The organism is Mobilisporobacter senegalensis (assembly GCF_003752155.1).
Taxonomy (GTDB): Bacteria; Bacillota; Clostridia; order Lachnospirales; family Lachnospiraceae; genus Mobilisporobacter; species Mobilisporobacter senegalensis.
The window spans coordinates 331772-349481 of sequence record NZ_RJVG01000004.1; the positions used below are offsets into that span (position 1 = coordinate 331772).

Annotated in this window: 15 protein-coding genes; 2 read left to right on the forward strand and 13 right to left on the reverse strand. The window is 35.3% G+C overall.

Annotated elements, in window-relative coordinates; all coding sequences use genetic code 11:
- Nucleotides 1-121 precede the first annotated feature (121 nt).
- On the reverse strand, nt 122-1468 hold the full coding sequence (glmM, locus tag EDD66_RS08800; protein WP_123609209.1) for a phosphoglucosamine mutase: 1347 nt from the start codon (nt 1466-1468) through the stop codon (nt 122-124).
- 313 nt (nt 1469-1781) lie between these two features.
- Nucleotides 1782-2009 carry an alpha/beta-type small acid-soluble spore protein gene (locus EDD66_RS08805; RefSeq protein WP_123609210.1) on the reverse strand — a complete coding sequence of 76 codons (228 nt, stop codon included), beginning with the start codon at nt 2007-2009 and terminating at the stop codon, nt 1782-1784.
- Between the two features lie 230 nt (nt 2010-2239).
- On the opposite strand from EDD66_RS08805, the gene EDD66_RS08810 reads away from it, so the two are divergent.
- Nucleotides 2240-3493, forward strand: a complete 1254-nt coding sequence (locus tag EDD66_RS08810) for an alanine/glycine:cation symporter family protein (protein WP_243115330.1) — start codon at nt 2240-2242, stop codon at nt 3491-3493.
- Nucleotides 3494-3633: 140 nt separating this feature from the next.
- Here the strand turns inward: EDD66_RS08810 and EDD66_RS08815 are convergent, their stop codons facing one another.
- Complete coding sequence (locus tag EDD66_RS08815; protein ID WP_123609212.1) at nt 3634-5871, reverse strand: ATP-binding cassette domain-containing protein; 2238 nt, start codon at nt 5869-5871, stop codon at nt 3634-3636.
- A 20-nt stretch (nt 5872-5891) separates the two neighbouring features.
- Nucleotides 5892-7145 carry an MFS transporter gene (locus tag EDD66_RS08820; RefSeq protein WP_123609213.1) on the reverse strand — a complete coding sequence of 418 codons (1254 nt, stop codon included), beginning with the start codon at nt 7143-7145 and terminating at the stop codon, nt 5892-5894.
- Nucleotides 7146-7581: 436 nt separating this feature from the next.
- Between EDD66_RS08820 and EDD66_RS08825 the strand changes: the two genes are divergently transcribed.
- On the forward strand, nt 7582-8319 hold the full coding sequence (locus EDD66_RS08825) for a MerR family transcriptional regulator (RefSeq protein WP_123609214.1): 738 nt from the start codon (nt 7582-7584) through the stop codon (nt 8317-8319).
- Between the two features lie 119 nt (nt 8320-8438).
- Here EDD66_RS08825 and vanT read toward each other — a convergent pair whose 3' ends face one another.
- From vanT to EDD66_RS08870, 9 genes are all read right to left on the reverse strand, one after another.
- Nucleotides 8439-10568, reverse strand: coding sequence for a serine racemase VanT catalytic subunit (vanT, locus tag EDD66_RS08830; RefSeq protein WP_123609215.1), 2130 nt, complete (start codon nt 10566-10568; stop codon nt 8439-8441).
- A gap of 1 nt (nt 10569) precedes the next feature.
- The gene (locus tag EDD66_RS08835; protein ID WP_123609216.1) at nt 10570-11322 is read right to left on the reverse strand and encodes a M15 family metallopeptidase; all 753 of its coding nucleotides are present in this window, start codon (nt 11320-11322) and stop codon (nt 10570-10572) included.
- Nucleotides 11322-12371 (reverse strand): D-alanine--D-serine ligase VanG, encoded by a 1050-nt coding sequence (vanG, locus tag EDD66_RS08840; RefSeq protein ID WP_123609217.1) that lies wholly within the window; start codon nt 12369-12371, stop codon nt 11322-11324. The genes EDD66_RS08835 and vanG overlap by 1 nt, the downstream gene beginning before the upstream one ends.
- Nucleotides 12372-12493: 122 nt before the next feature.
- Nucleotides 12494-13594 (reverse strand): vancomycin resistance histidine kinase VanS, encoded by a 1101-nt coding sequence (vanS, locus tag EDD66_RS08845; RefSeq protein ID WP_408632104.1) that lies wholly within the window; start codon nt 13592-13594, stop codon nt 12494-12496.
- Nucleotides 13587-14291 carry a VanR-ABDEGLN family response regulator transcription factor gene (gene vanR, locus EDD66_RS08850; RefSeq protein ID WP_123609255.1) on the reverse strand — a complete coding sequence of 235 codons (705 nt, stop codon included), beginning with the start codon at nt 14289-14291 and terminating at the stop codon, nt 13587-13589. The genes vanS and vanR overlap by 8 nt, the downstream gene beginning before the upstream one ends.
- A 127-nt stretch (nt 14292-14418) precedes the next feature.
- The gene (locus EDD66_RS08855) at nt 14419-14964 is read right to left on the reverse strand and encodes a DJ-1 family glyoxalase III (protein ID WP_123609218.1); all 546 of its coding nucleotides are present in this window, start codon (nt 14962-14964) and stop codon (nt 14419-14421) included.
- 123 nt (nt 14965-15087) lie between these two features.
- A complete protein-coding gene (locus EDD66_RS08860) occupies nt 15088-16149 on the reverse strand; it encodes a bifunctional glycosyltransferase family 2/GtrA family protein (RefSeq protein ID WP_123609219.1) in 1062 nt (353 codons plus the stop codon).
- A 33-nt stretch (nt 16150-16182) separates the two neighbouring features.
- Entirely contained in the window at nt 16183-16623 is a 441-nt protein-coding gene (locus tag EDD66_RS08865; RefSeq protein ID WP_123609220.1) for a 6-carboxytetrahydropterin synthase, read from the reverse strand.
- Nucleotides 16613-17692, reverse strand: a complete 1080-nt coding sequence (locus tag EDD66_RS08870; RefSeq protein WP_123609221.1) for a hypothetical protein — start codon at nt 17690-17692, stop codon at nt 16613-16615. Before EDD66_RS08870 ends, EDD66_RS08865 begins: the two co-directional genes overlap by 11 nt.
- Nucleotides 17693-17710: the final 18 nt, after the last annotated feature.

Genomic DNA, 17710 nt, shown 5'->3' on the forward strand with positions numbered 1-17710 from the left:
CTGCCCGTGAGTGCTTGCACGCTAAGGGCAGTTTGTGCACTACTTTCTATAAGGCGCTCTGCCTAAGCGAGAAGTAGCGTAGCGAATTCGAGCTTAGGGCTGAACTGTTACGGTTTTTTACCTATTCCACAGCATGACCATTTGCTTTTAAAATATCTACGACTTTATACACGCTGTTTTTACATGTTTCATCATCTTTTGCTTCCACCATGACACGTAGAACCGGTTCCGTCCCACTTTCACGGACCAATATCCTTCCATCATCTCCTAACATAGCTGTAATTTCTTCTACTGCTTTTAAAACATCAGGATCCGTCTTTGCATCCTTTTTACTCTTAACTTTTACATTTACGAGTAATTGTGGATAGATCACCAGATCTTTTAATAATTCAGATACTTTTGCTTTCTTTTCAAGCATAACTTCCATGATTTTGAGAGATGTCAATACACCATCTCCTGTCGTAGCATGCTTTCTAAATATGATATGTCCAGATTGTTCCCCACCAAGAGCATATCCATTCTGAATCATACATTCATTTACATATTTATCTCCAACCGTAGTTTTCTCATAACGAATTCCATCATTATCCAGGGCTTTGAATAAGCCAAGATTAGACATAACTGTAGCAACAATTGTATTATTGCTTAGCTCATCTCTTTCCTTCATATATTTTCCACAAAGATAAAGAATTTTATCCCCATCCATAATTCCGCCTTTATCATCCACTGCCAGACATCTGTCTGCATCGCCATCGTAAGCGAATCCAATATCTAATCCATTCTCCAGTACATATTTCTGAAGATTTTCTATATGGGTCGAGCCGCAATTGGTATTTATATTTGTTCCATCAGGTTCATTATTAACGGTATATGTTCTGGCTCCCAGTGCATCAAATACACCTTTTGCAATCGTGGAAGCGGAACCATTGGCACAGTCAAGGCCTACTTTTACATCTTTAAAAGATCTGGTAGCAAGAGACATTAAATAACCAATATAACGGTGACGTCCAATTGCGTGATCCACCGTTCTGCCAATATTTTCTTTCGTAGCTAATGGAAGATCGTCCACTTCTTTATCTATGTATTCTTCAATCATATCTTCAATCTCAGACTCTAATTTGTATCCATTTCCATTTATAACTTTAATACCGTTATCATAATAAGGGTTATGGCTGGCGGAAATCATAATGCCGCAATCAAAATCTTCGCTTCGGACTACGTAAGAAACACTAGGTGTGGAAGTAACATGAAGTAAATAAGCATCTGCTCCGCTTGCAGTTAAACCGGCTACAAGGGAATATTCAAACATATAGCTTGATCTTCTTGTGTCTTTTCCTATTACTATCTTTGCCTTATGTTCTTTTCCATAGTAATATCCTAAGAATCTTCCAACTTTATAAGCATGAGTTACATTTAAATCTACATTTGCTTCTCCACGAAATCCATCTGTTCCGAAATATTTACCCATAATCTACCTAACCTTTCATGATTATATATTTGCAATTTCTATATTCTTCTTTTTAAAAAGTCACAGCTATAATATTTTATCACAATTCATCTTAAATGTGAACAAATTACAAAAATTATCTCCTGCCCTGAAAGAAGAGCCACCAAATGGGTGTCTACATAGAAAAACATCATCTATATTATGGTTAATAATAAGATGATGTCTTACATCAAGTATATTAAAAATCATAAATATTAGATGATGTTTTTCCTAGGTTAGAATTCTACATAAATTCTATCCAGTTAGTACTTACTATTCCTAAGCACCTTTGCTATTAAGCTGTTGGACCTTGACCAGACATTTGTTCTTCTTGTCTTTTGATCATACGTCTTACCATTTCTCCACCAACGGAACCATTTTGAGCACTTGTTAAGTCTCCATTATAACCTTGTTTTAATGGAACACCAATCTCAGATGCTATTTCCATTTTGAAACGGTTAAGAGCTTCTCTTGCTTGAGGAACTTCTGTTCTGTTAGAACCTGAATTATTATTACTTGCCATAATTTTTTCACCTCTAAATATAATATTAAAGACATTGATATGTCTTTAATGATATTGTTACCAAGGTGATAATTATTATTATGGTAATTTGTGGGGGGGATTTTTTATTGAAAGCTTATTCTCATATGTTTTACATTATAAGCATATAGTATAATGAAAGTTTCCTGCCAGGTACAAAAAAAATGATTTCAATAATAAAAAATATTAATAATTATATATGGAGTGCTCCAATGATGCTTTTGCTCATGGGCACACACATATTCTTCACTTTCCGTCTTGGATTTATACAGAAGAAAACTTTTCGGGGAATAAAATATTCTGTAACAAATGATTTAAACAGCGAAGGAGATATCAGCAGTTTTGCAACATTGGCAACAACATTAGCTGCCACTATTGGTACCGGCAATATCGTTGGTATATCAACAGCAGTCGCCATGGGCGGCCCGGGAGCAATATTTTGGTGCTGGTTAACTGGTATCCTGGGTATGGCAACTTCCTATGCCGAATGTTATTTAAGTTTTTTATTTCGTAGAAAAACGAAAGATGGTACCTTTCTTGGAGGTCCGATGTATATCCTTGAAGATGGACTGCATTCTAAATTTTTAGGATGGATTTTTGCTTTTTTTACATTGATTGCTTCTTATGGTGTTGGTTGTTCTACACAATCCAATTCCATTACTGCAGCCACTACTTCCCTTTGGGGTTTCTCTCCTTACTTTGTGGGGTTTCTTGTGTCAATACTTGTTGGACTCGTTATAGTAGGTGGAGTGGAAAAGATTGGTCAGGTATGTGTTAAATTAGTTCCTGCAATGGGTGCCTTCTATATTATAGGCTGCTTTATTATACTTTTCTTAAATTATGACTACATTATAAATGCAGCTGAATTAATCGTAAAATCTGCTTTCTCTCCTCATGCACTTACAGGTGGTATTTTAGGAAATACCATGAAAGCAGCTGCAAGATATGGTATTTCCAGAGGGCTATTCACAAATGAAGCAGGACTTGGTTCAGCAGGAATTGCAGCTGCAAGTGCAAAAACGAATGATCCCTCCAGACAGGCCCTTGTCTCCATGACTGCAACCTTCTGGGATACAGTCATTATGTGTGCAATCACTGGTCTTGTGATTGTGACTAATATTATAAAACTTCCAGACTCAATCATAGGATTTACTTTTGGCGAATTGACCTCTGCTGCTTTTCGCCAGATTCCTTACATTGGTGAACCGATGCTTGGAATCTCATTGATTGCTTTTGCTATAGCTACACTTCTTGGCTGGTCCTTCTTTGGCGAACGTGCCTGCGAATATTTATTTGGAAAGAAATCTATTAATCTTTACCGCATCGGATATATGGTCATGATATTCCTTGGGGCAATTATGTCCTTGGATTTAGTCTGGGAACTTTCCGATCTGGTAAATGCATTTATGGCTTTTCCAAATTTGATTGGAATCCTGTGCTTACATAGACTTATCAAAACACGCTGATCTTAGTTGATCTGATGGCTAGCAGCTGTTCTCTCCCACTTCTAAAGTGGGGGAGAACAGCTGCTACGCCTCTAGATAAGTGGCTAAGATTCAGATATGGTATTATTTTATATTTTTTCTTTTACTACCATACTATCTTCCTATATATACTTCCCTGTCAAAGATCTCTCACATTTGGTAATTTCCATAGGAGGTCCTTCAAATATCACTTCTCCTCCTTTGATCCCACCTTCCGGTCCGATATCAATGATCCAATCCGCTTGTTTCATAATGTCCACATTATGCTCGATGATAACGACAGTATTGCCATTCTCGATTAGATTCTGAATAATCTCAGTAAAGTTTTCTATGTCAGACATATGAAGCCCTGTGGATGGCTCATCCATTACATAGACATTACTTTTTTTATGGAGTTCATTGGCAAGTTTCAACCGCTGGCATTCTCCTCCTGAAAGGGTATCCAGTGGTTGTCCAAGAGTCAGATATCCGATTCCCATTTCTTCAAGCCCAACAAGACGCACTTTAATTTTCTTCTCTTCAAAGAAAGAAATTGCTTCACTTACTGTCATCTCAAGAATATCAAGAATGGATTTCTCTTTTACTTTATATTCCAGAACTGCCTTTTTAAATCGTTTTCCCTGGCACTCTTCACATTCAACTTTTGTATTTTCCATAAATGCTATTTCTGTTTCAATAAAACCTGTCCCTTTACAGCTTTCACATGCTCCTTCTGAATTGTAACTGAACAAGGATGCGCTTACCTTATTCTCTTTTGCAAAGACTTTACGTATCTCATCCATCATTCCCCCATAAGTTGCAAGATTAGAACGGCTTGTTGCAAAGACTGCACTTTGATCAATCAGTACAACTTCCGGGTGTTGTTTTAAGAACTCACCCTTCATCAGACTGCTTTTCCCTGAACCTGCAACACCTGTAACTACCGTTAAAACTCCCTTAGGAATTTTAACAGAAACATTCTTTAAATTATGCAAGTTTGCATTTTTAATCTCTAACCACCCATTTGGTTTTCTGACCTGCTCTTTTAATGATAATTTTTTATTTAAGGCTTTTCCTGTTAAGGTATCCGATTTTAGAAGTTCCACAAAGCTTCCCTCAAACATGATTTCTCCGCCGCCTTTACCCGCAAATGGCCCAACATCCACAATATGATCCGCTATTTTAATCACATCAGGATCATGCTCTACAATAATTACTGTATTTCCTTTATCCCGAAGTTTCATTAATAAATTATTCAGTCTGTAAACATCCCTCGGATGAAGTCCAATACTAGGTTCATCAAAGATATACATTAAATCCGTAAGGCTGCTGTTTAAATAGCGGACCATTTTTATTCTCTGTGCCTCACCGCCGGATAAGGAAGAACTTTCCCGGTCTAAAGTAAGATATCCAAGTCCGATATCCACAATGTTTTTTAATTTCTCCTTTAGGCTATTGATGACGGGACGAATTCCCTCCTCTTTAATGTCATCAATAATCCCAAGCAGTTCATCAATTTGTAATTCCGTCATCTCTGCAATATTAAGCCCTTGTATCCTGCAATTTAAGGAATCCTGTTTTAATCTGCTTCCATGGCATAAAGGACAATCACTTTCTTTTAAAAGATTATCTAATTTCTTCTTGGCAGCTTCACTTTGTTCCCCATCTTTTTTAAAATAAAGACGATTAAACTTTACAATAAGCCCTTCATAAGTAAATCGCATTCCTGTTGATTCGTCTGCCTGTAATTTCTCAGGGCTTCCATATAAAAATTTCTCTAATTCTTCTTTGGAATAATCGCAGATTTTCTTATCATTATCAAAAAAACCAGATTCCGCAAATATCTTCCAATACCAGGATCCAACATTAAAATTAGGAAGTAAAATGGCACCTTCATTCAAGGATTTACTCTGATCTAAAATCGCATCCAGGTTTGCCTCCATCTTCCTCCCTAATCCTTCGCACTCAGGACACATACCATTGATATCATTAAAAGAGAAATGATGAGGTGGTCCAACATAAGGGGTTCCAATCCTGGAGAACAAGGTTCTAAGAAGGGGATTGATATCCGATATTGTTCCAAGAGTAGATCTTGAATTACCACCTAACCTTTTTTGATCAATTAAAATAGGAGTTAAAAGGTTTTCAATAGAATCCGCTTTTACCTCTCCATAATTGGTCAGAAATTTACGTACAAACGCACTAAATGTTTCATTTAATTGCCTGCTGGCTTCTTTTCCTATTGTTTCAAAAACAATGGAAGATTTCCCTGATCCTGAAACGCCGGTAAATACTGTGATTTTCCTTTTCGGAATTTTTAATGATATATTTTTTAGATTATTCTCTCTGCAGCCTTTTAAAACAATAAATTCATCTTTCATAAAACCCTCCCTGGCAATAATTAATTTTGATCATTGCTTCTATTTTCTTTCTTTAATAATGTGACTGCCTCACTGAACAAAGTAACTATAATCATCCCTGTTCCACCAATAAGAAACCATAATGGAACTCCAAAATTCTCTGCCACCGGTCCCGCCACAATCAGACCAATTGGCAATGTAACAGACATCAGACTGCCCATGAGGGAAAAGGCTCTTCCCTGTGCTTCTTTGGGAATATGTTCCTGTATATAGGCCACATAAGGAATATTATATATATTCATAGTTGCTCCAAGCAGTGTACAAAGAACAGCAAACATCCAAAATCCCGTCATATTTTGAGGAAGAATTCCACATAATAAAGATATAATACCAATGGCAAGTAATCCGATCCGAACGACCAATAATTTATTCTTTATAGTCCCAAGACTACTTATAGCAACTGCTCCAATCATCATACCTACGGCATATAATAGCTGATTTAAACCGGCATGCCAGGCAGATGCTTTAAAATAATCACTGGTCATTAATGGGTAAAATGAACCTAGGGGCATAAAAAATACCATACATATTGCCATAGCTAAAGTTACATTACATAACTTTTTATCTTGTAAATATATAGTGATACCTTCTTTTATCTCGCCGATAAAATCCGGATGCTTTTGTTGCTCTCTTTCAATCTCCGGTATCTTTACAACTGCAACCGTAAGGCAGGCAACAACTGCTCCAAGTAAATCAGATAATAAAATCACTGGAATTGGAAACACTCCATACATAGCAGCTCCAATGACCGGACCAAGCATAAACGCTCCTGATTGCATAAATTGATTCCATCCATTGGCACGGATCAATTCTTCCCTGGGAACCAGCATTGGCATAGCAGCCTGAATGGCCGGTGTGTGAAATACATTACCAACCGCTCTTGCTCCCAAAACAACCCAAACCAGCCAATATGGAGGATTCCATATTAAAAAAGAAAAGGCGAATACGGTTGCAACTGCTCCTATAAACAAATCTGCACAGATGATAACTGTCTTTCGATGTAATCGATCCACCCATACTCCTGCAAATGGTCCAAGCAGAAGTTGTGGAAGGAAAGCAAATAAACTGGCAAATGATAACATAAGCGGAGATGATGTTTCACTGGCCAGCCACCAGATAAGAGCAAATTGAACAGCGCTGCTTCCAATTAATGATATAGTTTGTCCAAAAGCAATCGTAAAAAACCCTTTTTTCCACCCTTTCCTATTTTGTTCATTCAAGTTATTATTCTCCATATGTTCCTCCATGTATTAGAATTTAGATTCAAGCTTTTTCTATTCATATATTGCAATATAATTTAATTATACAACATTAATGCAAGACGGAAACTTTTTGAAAAAATAATCCTTAATTATATGGTATACCCTTGAAAAAACCTTAAACCATAGATATAATGTTTCTCAACAATTAAACTTATCTGAACTAAGTTTTACTTGTAAATATTTAAGAAACTCTTTTCTGTGGCTATGATTGTTCCAACGTGTTCTTTGTCTGTCGTTACTGTTTGCTAAAATTGTTTGTACGTCACATATAAATGCTATTCTTGTATGTGTAAGTCAAACATATTTTAGCAAACTGTAGTAGACAGCCTAAGAACACTGGAATATCAATAGCCACAGAAAAGAGTTTCCCAACTACCTAAAGTTTTACTTAATATCAAAGGAGGTTACTATGGCTATACGACCAATCGACATTGCACGTAAACTGGGAATCAGTACTACTACTTTAAGAACTTATGAAGAACTTGGTTTAGTTCCACGGGTATCCCGGTCTGAAACGGGATATCGAATATTTACCAATGAACATCTTGCTTATTTTATATGTATCCGGGAAATGATCGTTGGTTTTGGATTATCCAATATCTCTAAAATTCTGCGGGAAGTCATGTTAAAAAATATAGATGCTGCTTTATGGATGGCAAATCAACACCAGGTCAATCTCCGGGGAGATAAAATAATCTCAGAAAAAATTGCAGAAAATCTAATAAACAAGAAACAGACAAGATCAGATAGCCAAAAAGCCAAAAGATTAATGACGATACGTGACATTAGTGAAGAAACCGGCGTTCCGGCTTCTACCATTCGTTACTGGGATAAAGTTGGACTTATTACTGCAAAGCGTGGGAAAGGAAATAATTACCGTATATTCTCCGAGGAACATGTTCAGGAAATCCTTACTATTTATGCATTAAAATTTTCAATTTACTCTAATAACTATTATTACTTTGTAGACAGGGTAAAAGAAGAGCTAAAAGAATTTGACTATAATGACAGAGACAGGATCATTACAATTGCAAATGATATCAATAAATATTTAGATAAAGTGAACAGAGCACAGATCAGTGGCATTTCAGCACTTTATCATCTATGTCTTCAAGCAGAGAGGGGAGAATTCACAGATGAGATTTAACTCTTTCTTGTATTATTCATAATAATTTTGCAACAGCCTTTAACAGCTGCTGTGTTCATGGATAAGTAGGGCTAAAATTCAGTGTGGTTCAAACCACATTGAATTTTAGCCCCACTTGATTATTTCATTTGATAGATATACTCCAGACGGTTCCCTAATCTACTAAGAATTTCATTGGTGATTGTACCGCACCTTTCTGCAAAATCCTCACAGCGTATTTCTTCCTCTCCGTCTTTTCCTATTATGGTAGCAATATCATTGGGTTTTACTTCCTTGATCTCAGTTACATCAACGATTAATTGATCCATGCAAATACGCCCAAGAATAGGAGCCTTTTTATCATGAATCAGGATATATCCACTTTCTCCCGACAGACTTCTTGGAATTCCATCTGCGTACCCGATGGTTATGACCGCAATTTTCATATCCTTTGGGGAGGTAAAGGTTCTGCCATAACTGACACTTTCATTCCTTGACAGCTCTCTTACCAATGCTATCCTTGCTTTTACAGACATAACCGGCTGCAGATTCAAAGTAGTTTTTGTTTTATTGGAATTACTTAAAATTCCATATAAGGCAATCCCAATGCGGGCATAGTCACATCGGGGCTCCTTATAGTTTAAAATTCCATAACTGCTTTGATAATGTAGTTTTCCCGGATTATACCCTTTTGACTTAAGGTAAGAAACTGTTTTAAAGTAGTGTTCTATTTGCATCTTACTGTAAATAATATCTTCTTCTTTTAAACTGTCTGCCACACTAAGATGAGTAAATATACCATCAACAATGATATTCTTCATCTTATAAATCCCTTCCAGTTCCTCAAAATGATTATAATCTTCTCCAAGTCTGTGCATACCCGTATCCAATTTGATATGTACCCTGATCTTCTTCCCGGATCTGTTTAAAGTATCGGCATATTCATAATTTAATACTGTCTGCATTAAACAGTACTTTATAAGACAATCTATATCCTTTGGATTCGTAAATCCAAGTATAAGTATATCCCCTTTGATTCCATTCTTTCGAAGTCCCACTCCTTCTGCTAATGTTGCGACTCCAAATACTTTGACTCCTTCATTTTCTAATGTTCTTGCGATTCTGATATCTCCATGACCATAAGCATTGGCTTTCACAATAGCCATAAGTTTACATCCATCAGGTAAACTATTTTGTAACTCTTTTGCATTATCCTTTAACGCATCAAGATTTATTTCTGCCCAGGCCCTGCCTGTCTTTGAAGGTTCGTTTTTTTTTAGTTTGGTTTGGATTAAGACCATGACCCAGGCAAATAGGAATGAACTTATACTCACTCCAAGAAAATGAACCAAACTATTATTTATTAATATTTTTTCAAGATTCACTGCTTTCCCAAAGCCTCTGATCAAAACAATCATCCAAGGATGAATGATATAAATGATTAATGAAATGGAACGCAGGCTTTTTTTACTTTTTCCATTTTTCAATAGTAAAAATTGGAATAAAAAATACATACATGGAATTAAACCTATATACATACTATCATGTCTTTGTAATTTAAAGCTGTAAAGTAACATTCCTTCTATAAAAAGAAGTATTATGGATAAAGTAAATCCTGTTATAGAGAGTTTTTTACTTATCTGTTTCTTCGAATGACCAATCCATACTCCAAGAGCCAGGAACATAGGTGCAAAAAAGATTCCATTTCTTGTATAAGAGGAAACTTTAAAAAGTAGATCATAAAATCCTTTTACAGCATCTGCCTTTACTACTAATCCATAATAACTGTCTCCTCCTAACCCTATAAGATATAATAGAAAGGAAATAAGCAAAACCCCACATATTTTTAATTTATACAATAGCCCTGTTATAATAAGTACTCCAAGGACTGCTGCCGGCAGATACCATAAGTGATAAAAAGTCCCATCAAATATAATGTCCTTTACTATTTGATATACTGTAATATTCTTAAAATACCCTGCATACCAATTAAGAGGTAAATAAAGGATAACTGAAATAAGATAAGTAATCCCCAGCTTTTTGCAAAATCCTATGATATATCTTGTATCCTTTTTTTCTATATGAGAATAGATAAAATATCCCGTGACCATAAAGAAGAATGGAACAGCTACCCTCGCTATGATACGTGTTAGAATAAAATCAGCTATTGCACTCATAGAAATGAGGGGAGAAGTATGGATTGCAACAATCAGAAAAGCTGCTGCTAAACGAAAAGAGTCAAGAGATGCATAACGTTTTAAATGATTCATCTTACTGCCTCCATAGGGTCACAATAAAACCGTCAACATTATTCCCTGATATCTGATACAAATCATTATCAGGGAGGTCTATTGTTGTCTTATGAGAATCTTTTCGAACATAAAACACTTCTGTCATTCTGGACTTCTCTTTTAAGAAATAATGCTTTCCTTCATATGGAAACTCTTTCATGTGCTCAATATACTCTTCCAGACTCATATGATGATTCTTAATGATCTGGGAATGAGGATATCCAACATACCTGAAGTGCCAAGGTTCGTGAGAAATCCCTGTTGTCCTCTCTTTCCCTTTTGCATATCTTTCAATAAAACCATACCTGGCCGCCTTTTGGCGGAACTCCCCGCATATTCCCGTATATGGAAAATCAGGCCGGATAAAATCAATGGATTCACTTTTTTCACTTAGATCTATGGCAAGTCCGGTCTGGTGCTCGCTCCGATCCGGCAATGCTACATATTTACGGGTAAATTCCATACCATTCTCTTTTAATGATTCTTCATAGATTTGTTCCTGTTCTTCTTTACTGCGGTATCCGCTTACAGGAATGATCTTCCCCTTACTTCCAATGGTATCCAATAACCGGGATAATAAAGTAGATGCTTTTGTTTCCATACAGATATCTTTATATTCTGCATCCACTGGCATTAGAGGTATTTTCATACTGCTCTTAATGGGATGGTTTAGATTCACTAAAATTAAAGATCCTCTTCCCACGTCATCCTTATATAAATTTACTGTTCTCATTACTCCAGCCCCAACTGAATCAGCTTGTCCAAAATATCTCCAAATTCTAATCCAATTCCTTTCATCATATTAGGGTAACGGCTATGGGATGTAAAACCAGGAATCGTATTCACTTCATTAAATACAATTTCGCCATTTGGAGCTAGAAACATATCCACTCTGGCAAATCCCCTGCATCCAAGAGCACGATAAATGATAATTGCTGTTTTCTTTACTTTTTCTTTTAACCTTTTATCAATCCTTGCGGGCATATGAATTTTTGAGGTTTTTAAATTATATTTCTCTACATAATCGAAGAAGCCATCTGCTAATTCAATTTCATCTACCTCTCCAATGGTAAGTTCCCCATTTCCAAGAACTGCACAACCCACTTCGAACCCATCTATATTTTCTTCAATGATTACTTGATCATCGTATAAAAAAGCATTCTTAACTGCTTCCGTCAATTGTTCTTTCCCGTATACCTTTGTAATTCCAAAAGAAGATCCTGCTTTTACCGGTTTTACAAAAAGAGGGTATTGTAAATGTTTTGTTTGATCCATAATTTCCTTTTCTGAAGGCACAGAATCAAAAACTACTGCCATTGGAGTTTTTACTCCTGCCAAAGCCACAAGTTTATGGGCCCGGTCCTTGTCCATACACAAGGCAGAAGCCAGGGCATTGCAGCCTACCAATGGAATTCCTGCCAATTCAAGTAATCCCTGTACGGTTCCATCCTCACCATTTTTACCATGGAGCACAGGAAATGCGATATCAATTTTCGTCGTTTTGATATCCTCCCCATTGAACTCAAGAATTCCATGGATATCTCTGCTTGGAGAGATTGCTGCCGGAATACAAAGAAGTGCATCTTCATACCATCTATCTGTAGCAATTTTGTTAACATCCCCATAATAGTGAAACCAATTTCCCTGTCTTGTAATACCGATTAAAACTGTTTCATATTTTTCATTATTTATATTTGTAATCACTGAATAGGCAGATTGAAGTGAAACTTCATATTCAGAAGAACATCCTCCAAAAATAATTGCAACTTTTTTCTTTTCCATAAAAACCTCCATAAAAAAACTCTTTGATTTGTTACACTTATGGTAACAAATCAAAGAGTTTTAATCTTTCGTTTTTCAATAAGGATTTCTTGCTATTCTCTTTGGAAAATCATACGATTTTCTTAAGAGAGAAATGGAAGATAAATTTCAAATTCAATATTTTCATTTTCACTGGATGCGGTAATGGTACCCTTGTGCAGTTCGATGATCTCTTTCGCAATGGCTAACCCAAGGCCGGCACCCCCTGTTTTTGTACCACGGGAAGAATCCAGACGATAAAATTGTTCAAAGATACGATCCAGCTTTTCTTTTGGAATGGTATTCCCTTGATTATGAAAAGTCATATGGATTCCGTCATTTACTCTTTTTACGATAATATGGATAGTGCTATTTTCATAACTGTAATTAATTGCATTTCGAATCAGATTATCAAAGACTCTTTCCATCTTATTTGTATCGCACTTTATCTCCATATCCGGTTCAATCTCTAAACTGTATTGCAGATTCTTGGTATCAAAGATTGGTTTAAATTCAAATGCTATCTGTTCCAGCATTCGTGATAAATTGATACGGCTCAGTTCCAGTGTGAGATTACTTAAATTAAATCTTGTTATCTCAAAGAATTCATTTATTAAATCCTCTAATCGTTCTGCTTTATCCAGGGATATGGATAGATATTTCTCACGTATTTTCTCTGAAATCTGGGGTTCATCACGAAGAAGTGTAAGATATCCTATCACAGAGGTAAGGGGTGTTTTCAAATCATGGGCAAGATAGACAATTAGATCACTTTTGCGCTGTTCCGATTCTCTTGCCAATCTGGCATTACGCAACGCATCCTGTTTCACATGATTCATCTGCTCTTCTATTTGTTTTAATTCCGGCGGAAGATGAATATAATCATCCCCGGGATCAACTAAGAGATTACTGGCAGCAGCTATTGTATCTACATAGCCTAATGTCTTTCTCCAATATATGAAGAATATGATAATAAATCCTATGACCCAGACGAATATTAAAAATAGTTCTATATTGTTATTGATCGGTCGTAAAATTTCATAGATAAGGTCTCCACTATACCAGGTAAATCTTGAAAAGAAATATCTGGCCATTAAAAGTCCTATCACCAGGGAGATTGAAAATATTATAACTGTAGAGATAAACTGGAAAAATACTGCTCTTGTTAATCTTGAACCGGATAATTTATATTTACTATTATTCAATGGTATATCCTACCCCCCAGACCGTTTTTATAAACTTTGGCTTTCTCGATGGTTCATTCATCTTTTCACGAAGTCTGGCTACATGGGTCATAACCGTATTATTATTATCTAAATAATCTTCTCCCCAGACCGCTTCAAATAATTCCTCTGAAGATATGACCTTCCCTTTATGCTCACAAAGATACCAGAGAATTGAGAATTCAATTGGTGTTAACTGAAGCTGCTTTCCATATAAAATACATTTGTGGTTATCCTTATTAATAATTAACCCACTGAACTCTATTTCATTATTAGTTTCATTGGTGTCTTCAAACCCTTCCCCGTTATTATACTTTTTATATCTTCGGAGTTGTGTTTTCACACGAGCGGTTAATTCCAGGGGATTGAATGGCTTCGTTATGTAATCATCCGCCCCAAGAGTTAAACCCATGATTTTATCCATATCTTCCACTTTTGCCGTAAGCATTATGATTGGAAAGAAATATTTCTCACGTATCTTCTGGCAGATAGAAAATCCATCGATATCCGGAAGCATTACATCTAAAATAGCTAAATCAAGGGGTACGGATTCAATACATTCAAGTGCCTCTTTCCCCGTATAGAATTTATATACATTGTAATTATCATTTTTTAAATAAAGTTCAACCAAATCTGCTATTGATTGTTCATCTTCTACGACTAAAATATTTATACCCATTTTAAATTTGTGTGATTCCAAAATGAAATCACACAACTCCTTTCACTTATCTGATTCTCATTAGTTAACCGCCCAATTCTAACTGTGTCTAATGATGTTCCCCAATTACCCAGTCTAATCATCAGAATTAATATTGAACCGATGATTTAAGATTTTCTGCTGCTTCTTTCCCTTTATAGTGTTCTATTATAGCTGCTCCAAATTCAAGTGCAGTTCCAAGACCTTTACTTGTAATAATATTTTTGTCTTTTACTACTTTTTCATTGGTATAGATTGCTCCATTTAATTTTTCTTCGAATCCTGGAAAACAGGTAGCCTTTTTCCCTTCTAAAATTCCATTCACTCCAAGTATACTTGGAGCTGCACAAATGGCTGCGATCATTTTATTCTCTTTATTATGCTTCTTCAATAATTGAATCAGTTCTTCATGTTTCAAAAGGTTCGTCGTACCAGGCATCCCCCCCGGTAAGATCAACATATCTGCATTATCAAAGTCTATATCTTTAAAATTAGCATCTGCGATTACAGGAATACTATGCCCTCCTGTGACCTCTTTTTTATCACTGATAGAAACCATAGTGATATCTATATTGGCCCTGCGGAGTAGATCAACCACCATTAAGCCTTCTATTTCTTCGAATCCATTTGCCAGAAATATATAATTTTTATTCATAGTAACCTCCCAAAAATAATGTATTAGATATCTTTATTCTAACTAAAATTATAGTTCTTATCCAAATTTTTGCAAGTAAGTCTACGGTAAAAATTATTATTTTATTGCATATTTCTTCTTAGATTAATTTTTATCCTTAAATACCCACCTCATCTGGATCTGAAAACTCAGCATAAATAAGAATAAGTCCACAAACATTTTAATTACTGATTCATTCATTCCGATTAAGTGATATAAGCTGTTGACTCCTGTTGCTGAAGCATACATCTGGACTATACAAAGAATATAATAACGGATCGCAGTTTTCTTGTTTCCTTCCTTATTATGAAACACCTTGTTTTTATTCTGTATAAAATTATATATAGAAGAAATGAAACGGGCGATTACTGTACTAATGATAATATGATAATCTGAAGATATATCTTTTAATAGCAAATTAAAAATAGTGAAAAGGCTAATGTCTATAACAAAAGATGATAATGCCATAATCAGGAATTTTGAAAATATAGCATATATTTTTAAAGAATCTACCAATGGACTAAAATGTGAAGATTGATTATTATTTAGATAAATGGTTTGAATTGGCACTTCTACTATATCAATCTTTTTCTCTTTTGTAGAAACCAGCATATTCATCTCATATTCAAATCTTTCACCCTCTACCGGAAGTGCACTTTCCATTAAATTCCTGGGAAGTCCTCTTAGCCCTGTTTGTGTATCTGCAACGCTGATTCCACATAACATACTTAATACTTTACAAGTAATGATATTTCCTGCTTTACTTCGAAATGGTATATGATTCTGGGAAAAATCCCGGCACCCCATAATTAAACAATCCGGGTTTTTCACTAAATCCTGTGCACACTTAAGAATATCATCTATCTGATGCTGACCATCAGAATCTGCAGTAACTGCACCCACCACATCATTCCAGTGTGTTAATATGTAATTAAAAGCACTTTTTAAAGCACGTCCTTTACCAAGGTTCACTGCATGTTCTATGACTTTACATCCATAATCTTCTGCTGCCTGATGATATAATGTATTATACTCGCCCCTGCTGCCATCATTTACGACCAGAATCTTTTGAAAACCTGATTCTTTCAAATTCTTAATTAAATGAAGCATCCTTTCATCCGGATTCAGTGATGGAATAATAATTGCTACTTGTTCTTGAAAAATCATATTAGATATCCTATCCTTCTCATAATTTTTATCCTATTGTTTGTTTGCAAAGGATTTGTCTATAATATCCTGAGCCAGATTTTTTCTCTGCAAATCTGTAATAATATTGTTTTCAACCAGGCTGATAATAAATGACCTGGTTGGTGTTTCACTAATTTCTATGGAAAATATATTCCACCCATATGGTTTAAGAACCTCCTGTATCTCTTTCAAAAAGAATTCAGTAATATTTTCTAATGTAGGATTGATAGAATTAAATGGTTCACAATCATTTAGAAATGTATTTTGATACTGCTCTAAAAATTTATCAATGGAATTCTCTACATTCTCAAATTTCACAAATTCTCCTTGCTGCTTGATCACATCAATTTGGATCTCCCATGTATGAGGATGCTTATCACCTAAAATTCCCTGGATAAATATTGCATGACTAGCATTCAGATAGAACTTGAATCTATATTGACTATATCTCATCTCTTATCCTCCAGTCTTCAATAATAAACTCAATATCATTTTCTACTGCATCTTCTGAGAACAATTCATAGTTTTGCCTAAAAACCTGTATAAATCGTTCTGCTTCTTTTCTATGTGCATTGAGAAGCAGTACAATGAATTCATTCTTTGACCATAGACAGCTAACCCCTTCCTCTACCTGTATCCGTTCTAATAATACTGATGTGTTGGTAACTACCTCTGGTCTTAAAGAATTGATTCTTATAATAAGCTTTACAGATTTGTTCATCTGCTCTTCTGATAGATTTAATAAAATATTCTCTACTATTTGTTTGGTAAAATACCCATGCATGGGATATCTATTCTTTAGCTTGGCTGCTTCATTTATATCTTCATGCAGCTTATCAATTAACAGGCGACTGTGTATCGTTTCCTGTTCCAATCTATAAATAGTATCTTTGTCTTTTTTTTGCTTGCGAAGTAAGTAAAATATCGAAGAAATGAAAGCCGTACAAAAAAGTAGTATATAAATAAAAAGATGCAAACGATATATATCCATTTTATACTTTTCTATAACGTAACCTTCTCTAGAACAGATTCCCAATCTATAATTTACATTTTTATATGTATAGGTACCTATTGATACTAAATAGCTTCTTTTATCACTTAATCTGGCTTTTAACGTCGTAATCGATGAATCATCCAATGGATATGAGCCATTTTCTATCTTTATAAAGTCTTTCAATTTAAGGTTGTTCTTGGCCAGTGCTATCTCTGTTGTATCGTTATCTTTTATAAATGTCAGTTCATCCTCAACCGCTACAAAGCAATATTCGCTGGCAGAAGTTGCGAAATCTGATTTAATAATGGAACTTAGATTGCTCTGGTAAGTATCGTGATTCCATTCTGTCCTGATTTCTGCCTCTGATAACATCAGCACTAATTTATCTTCCTGGAGACTGCTGTATACTTTCATGCTCTGATTGATGCAATATTCAATATTCAGTAAAATTAAAAAAAATATGATAGAGCAAAAAATAACTACACCAGCCATTAACTTTTTATTATTAAACTTGTCCACTATATTCATTTTTACAATACCTTCCTG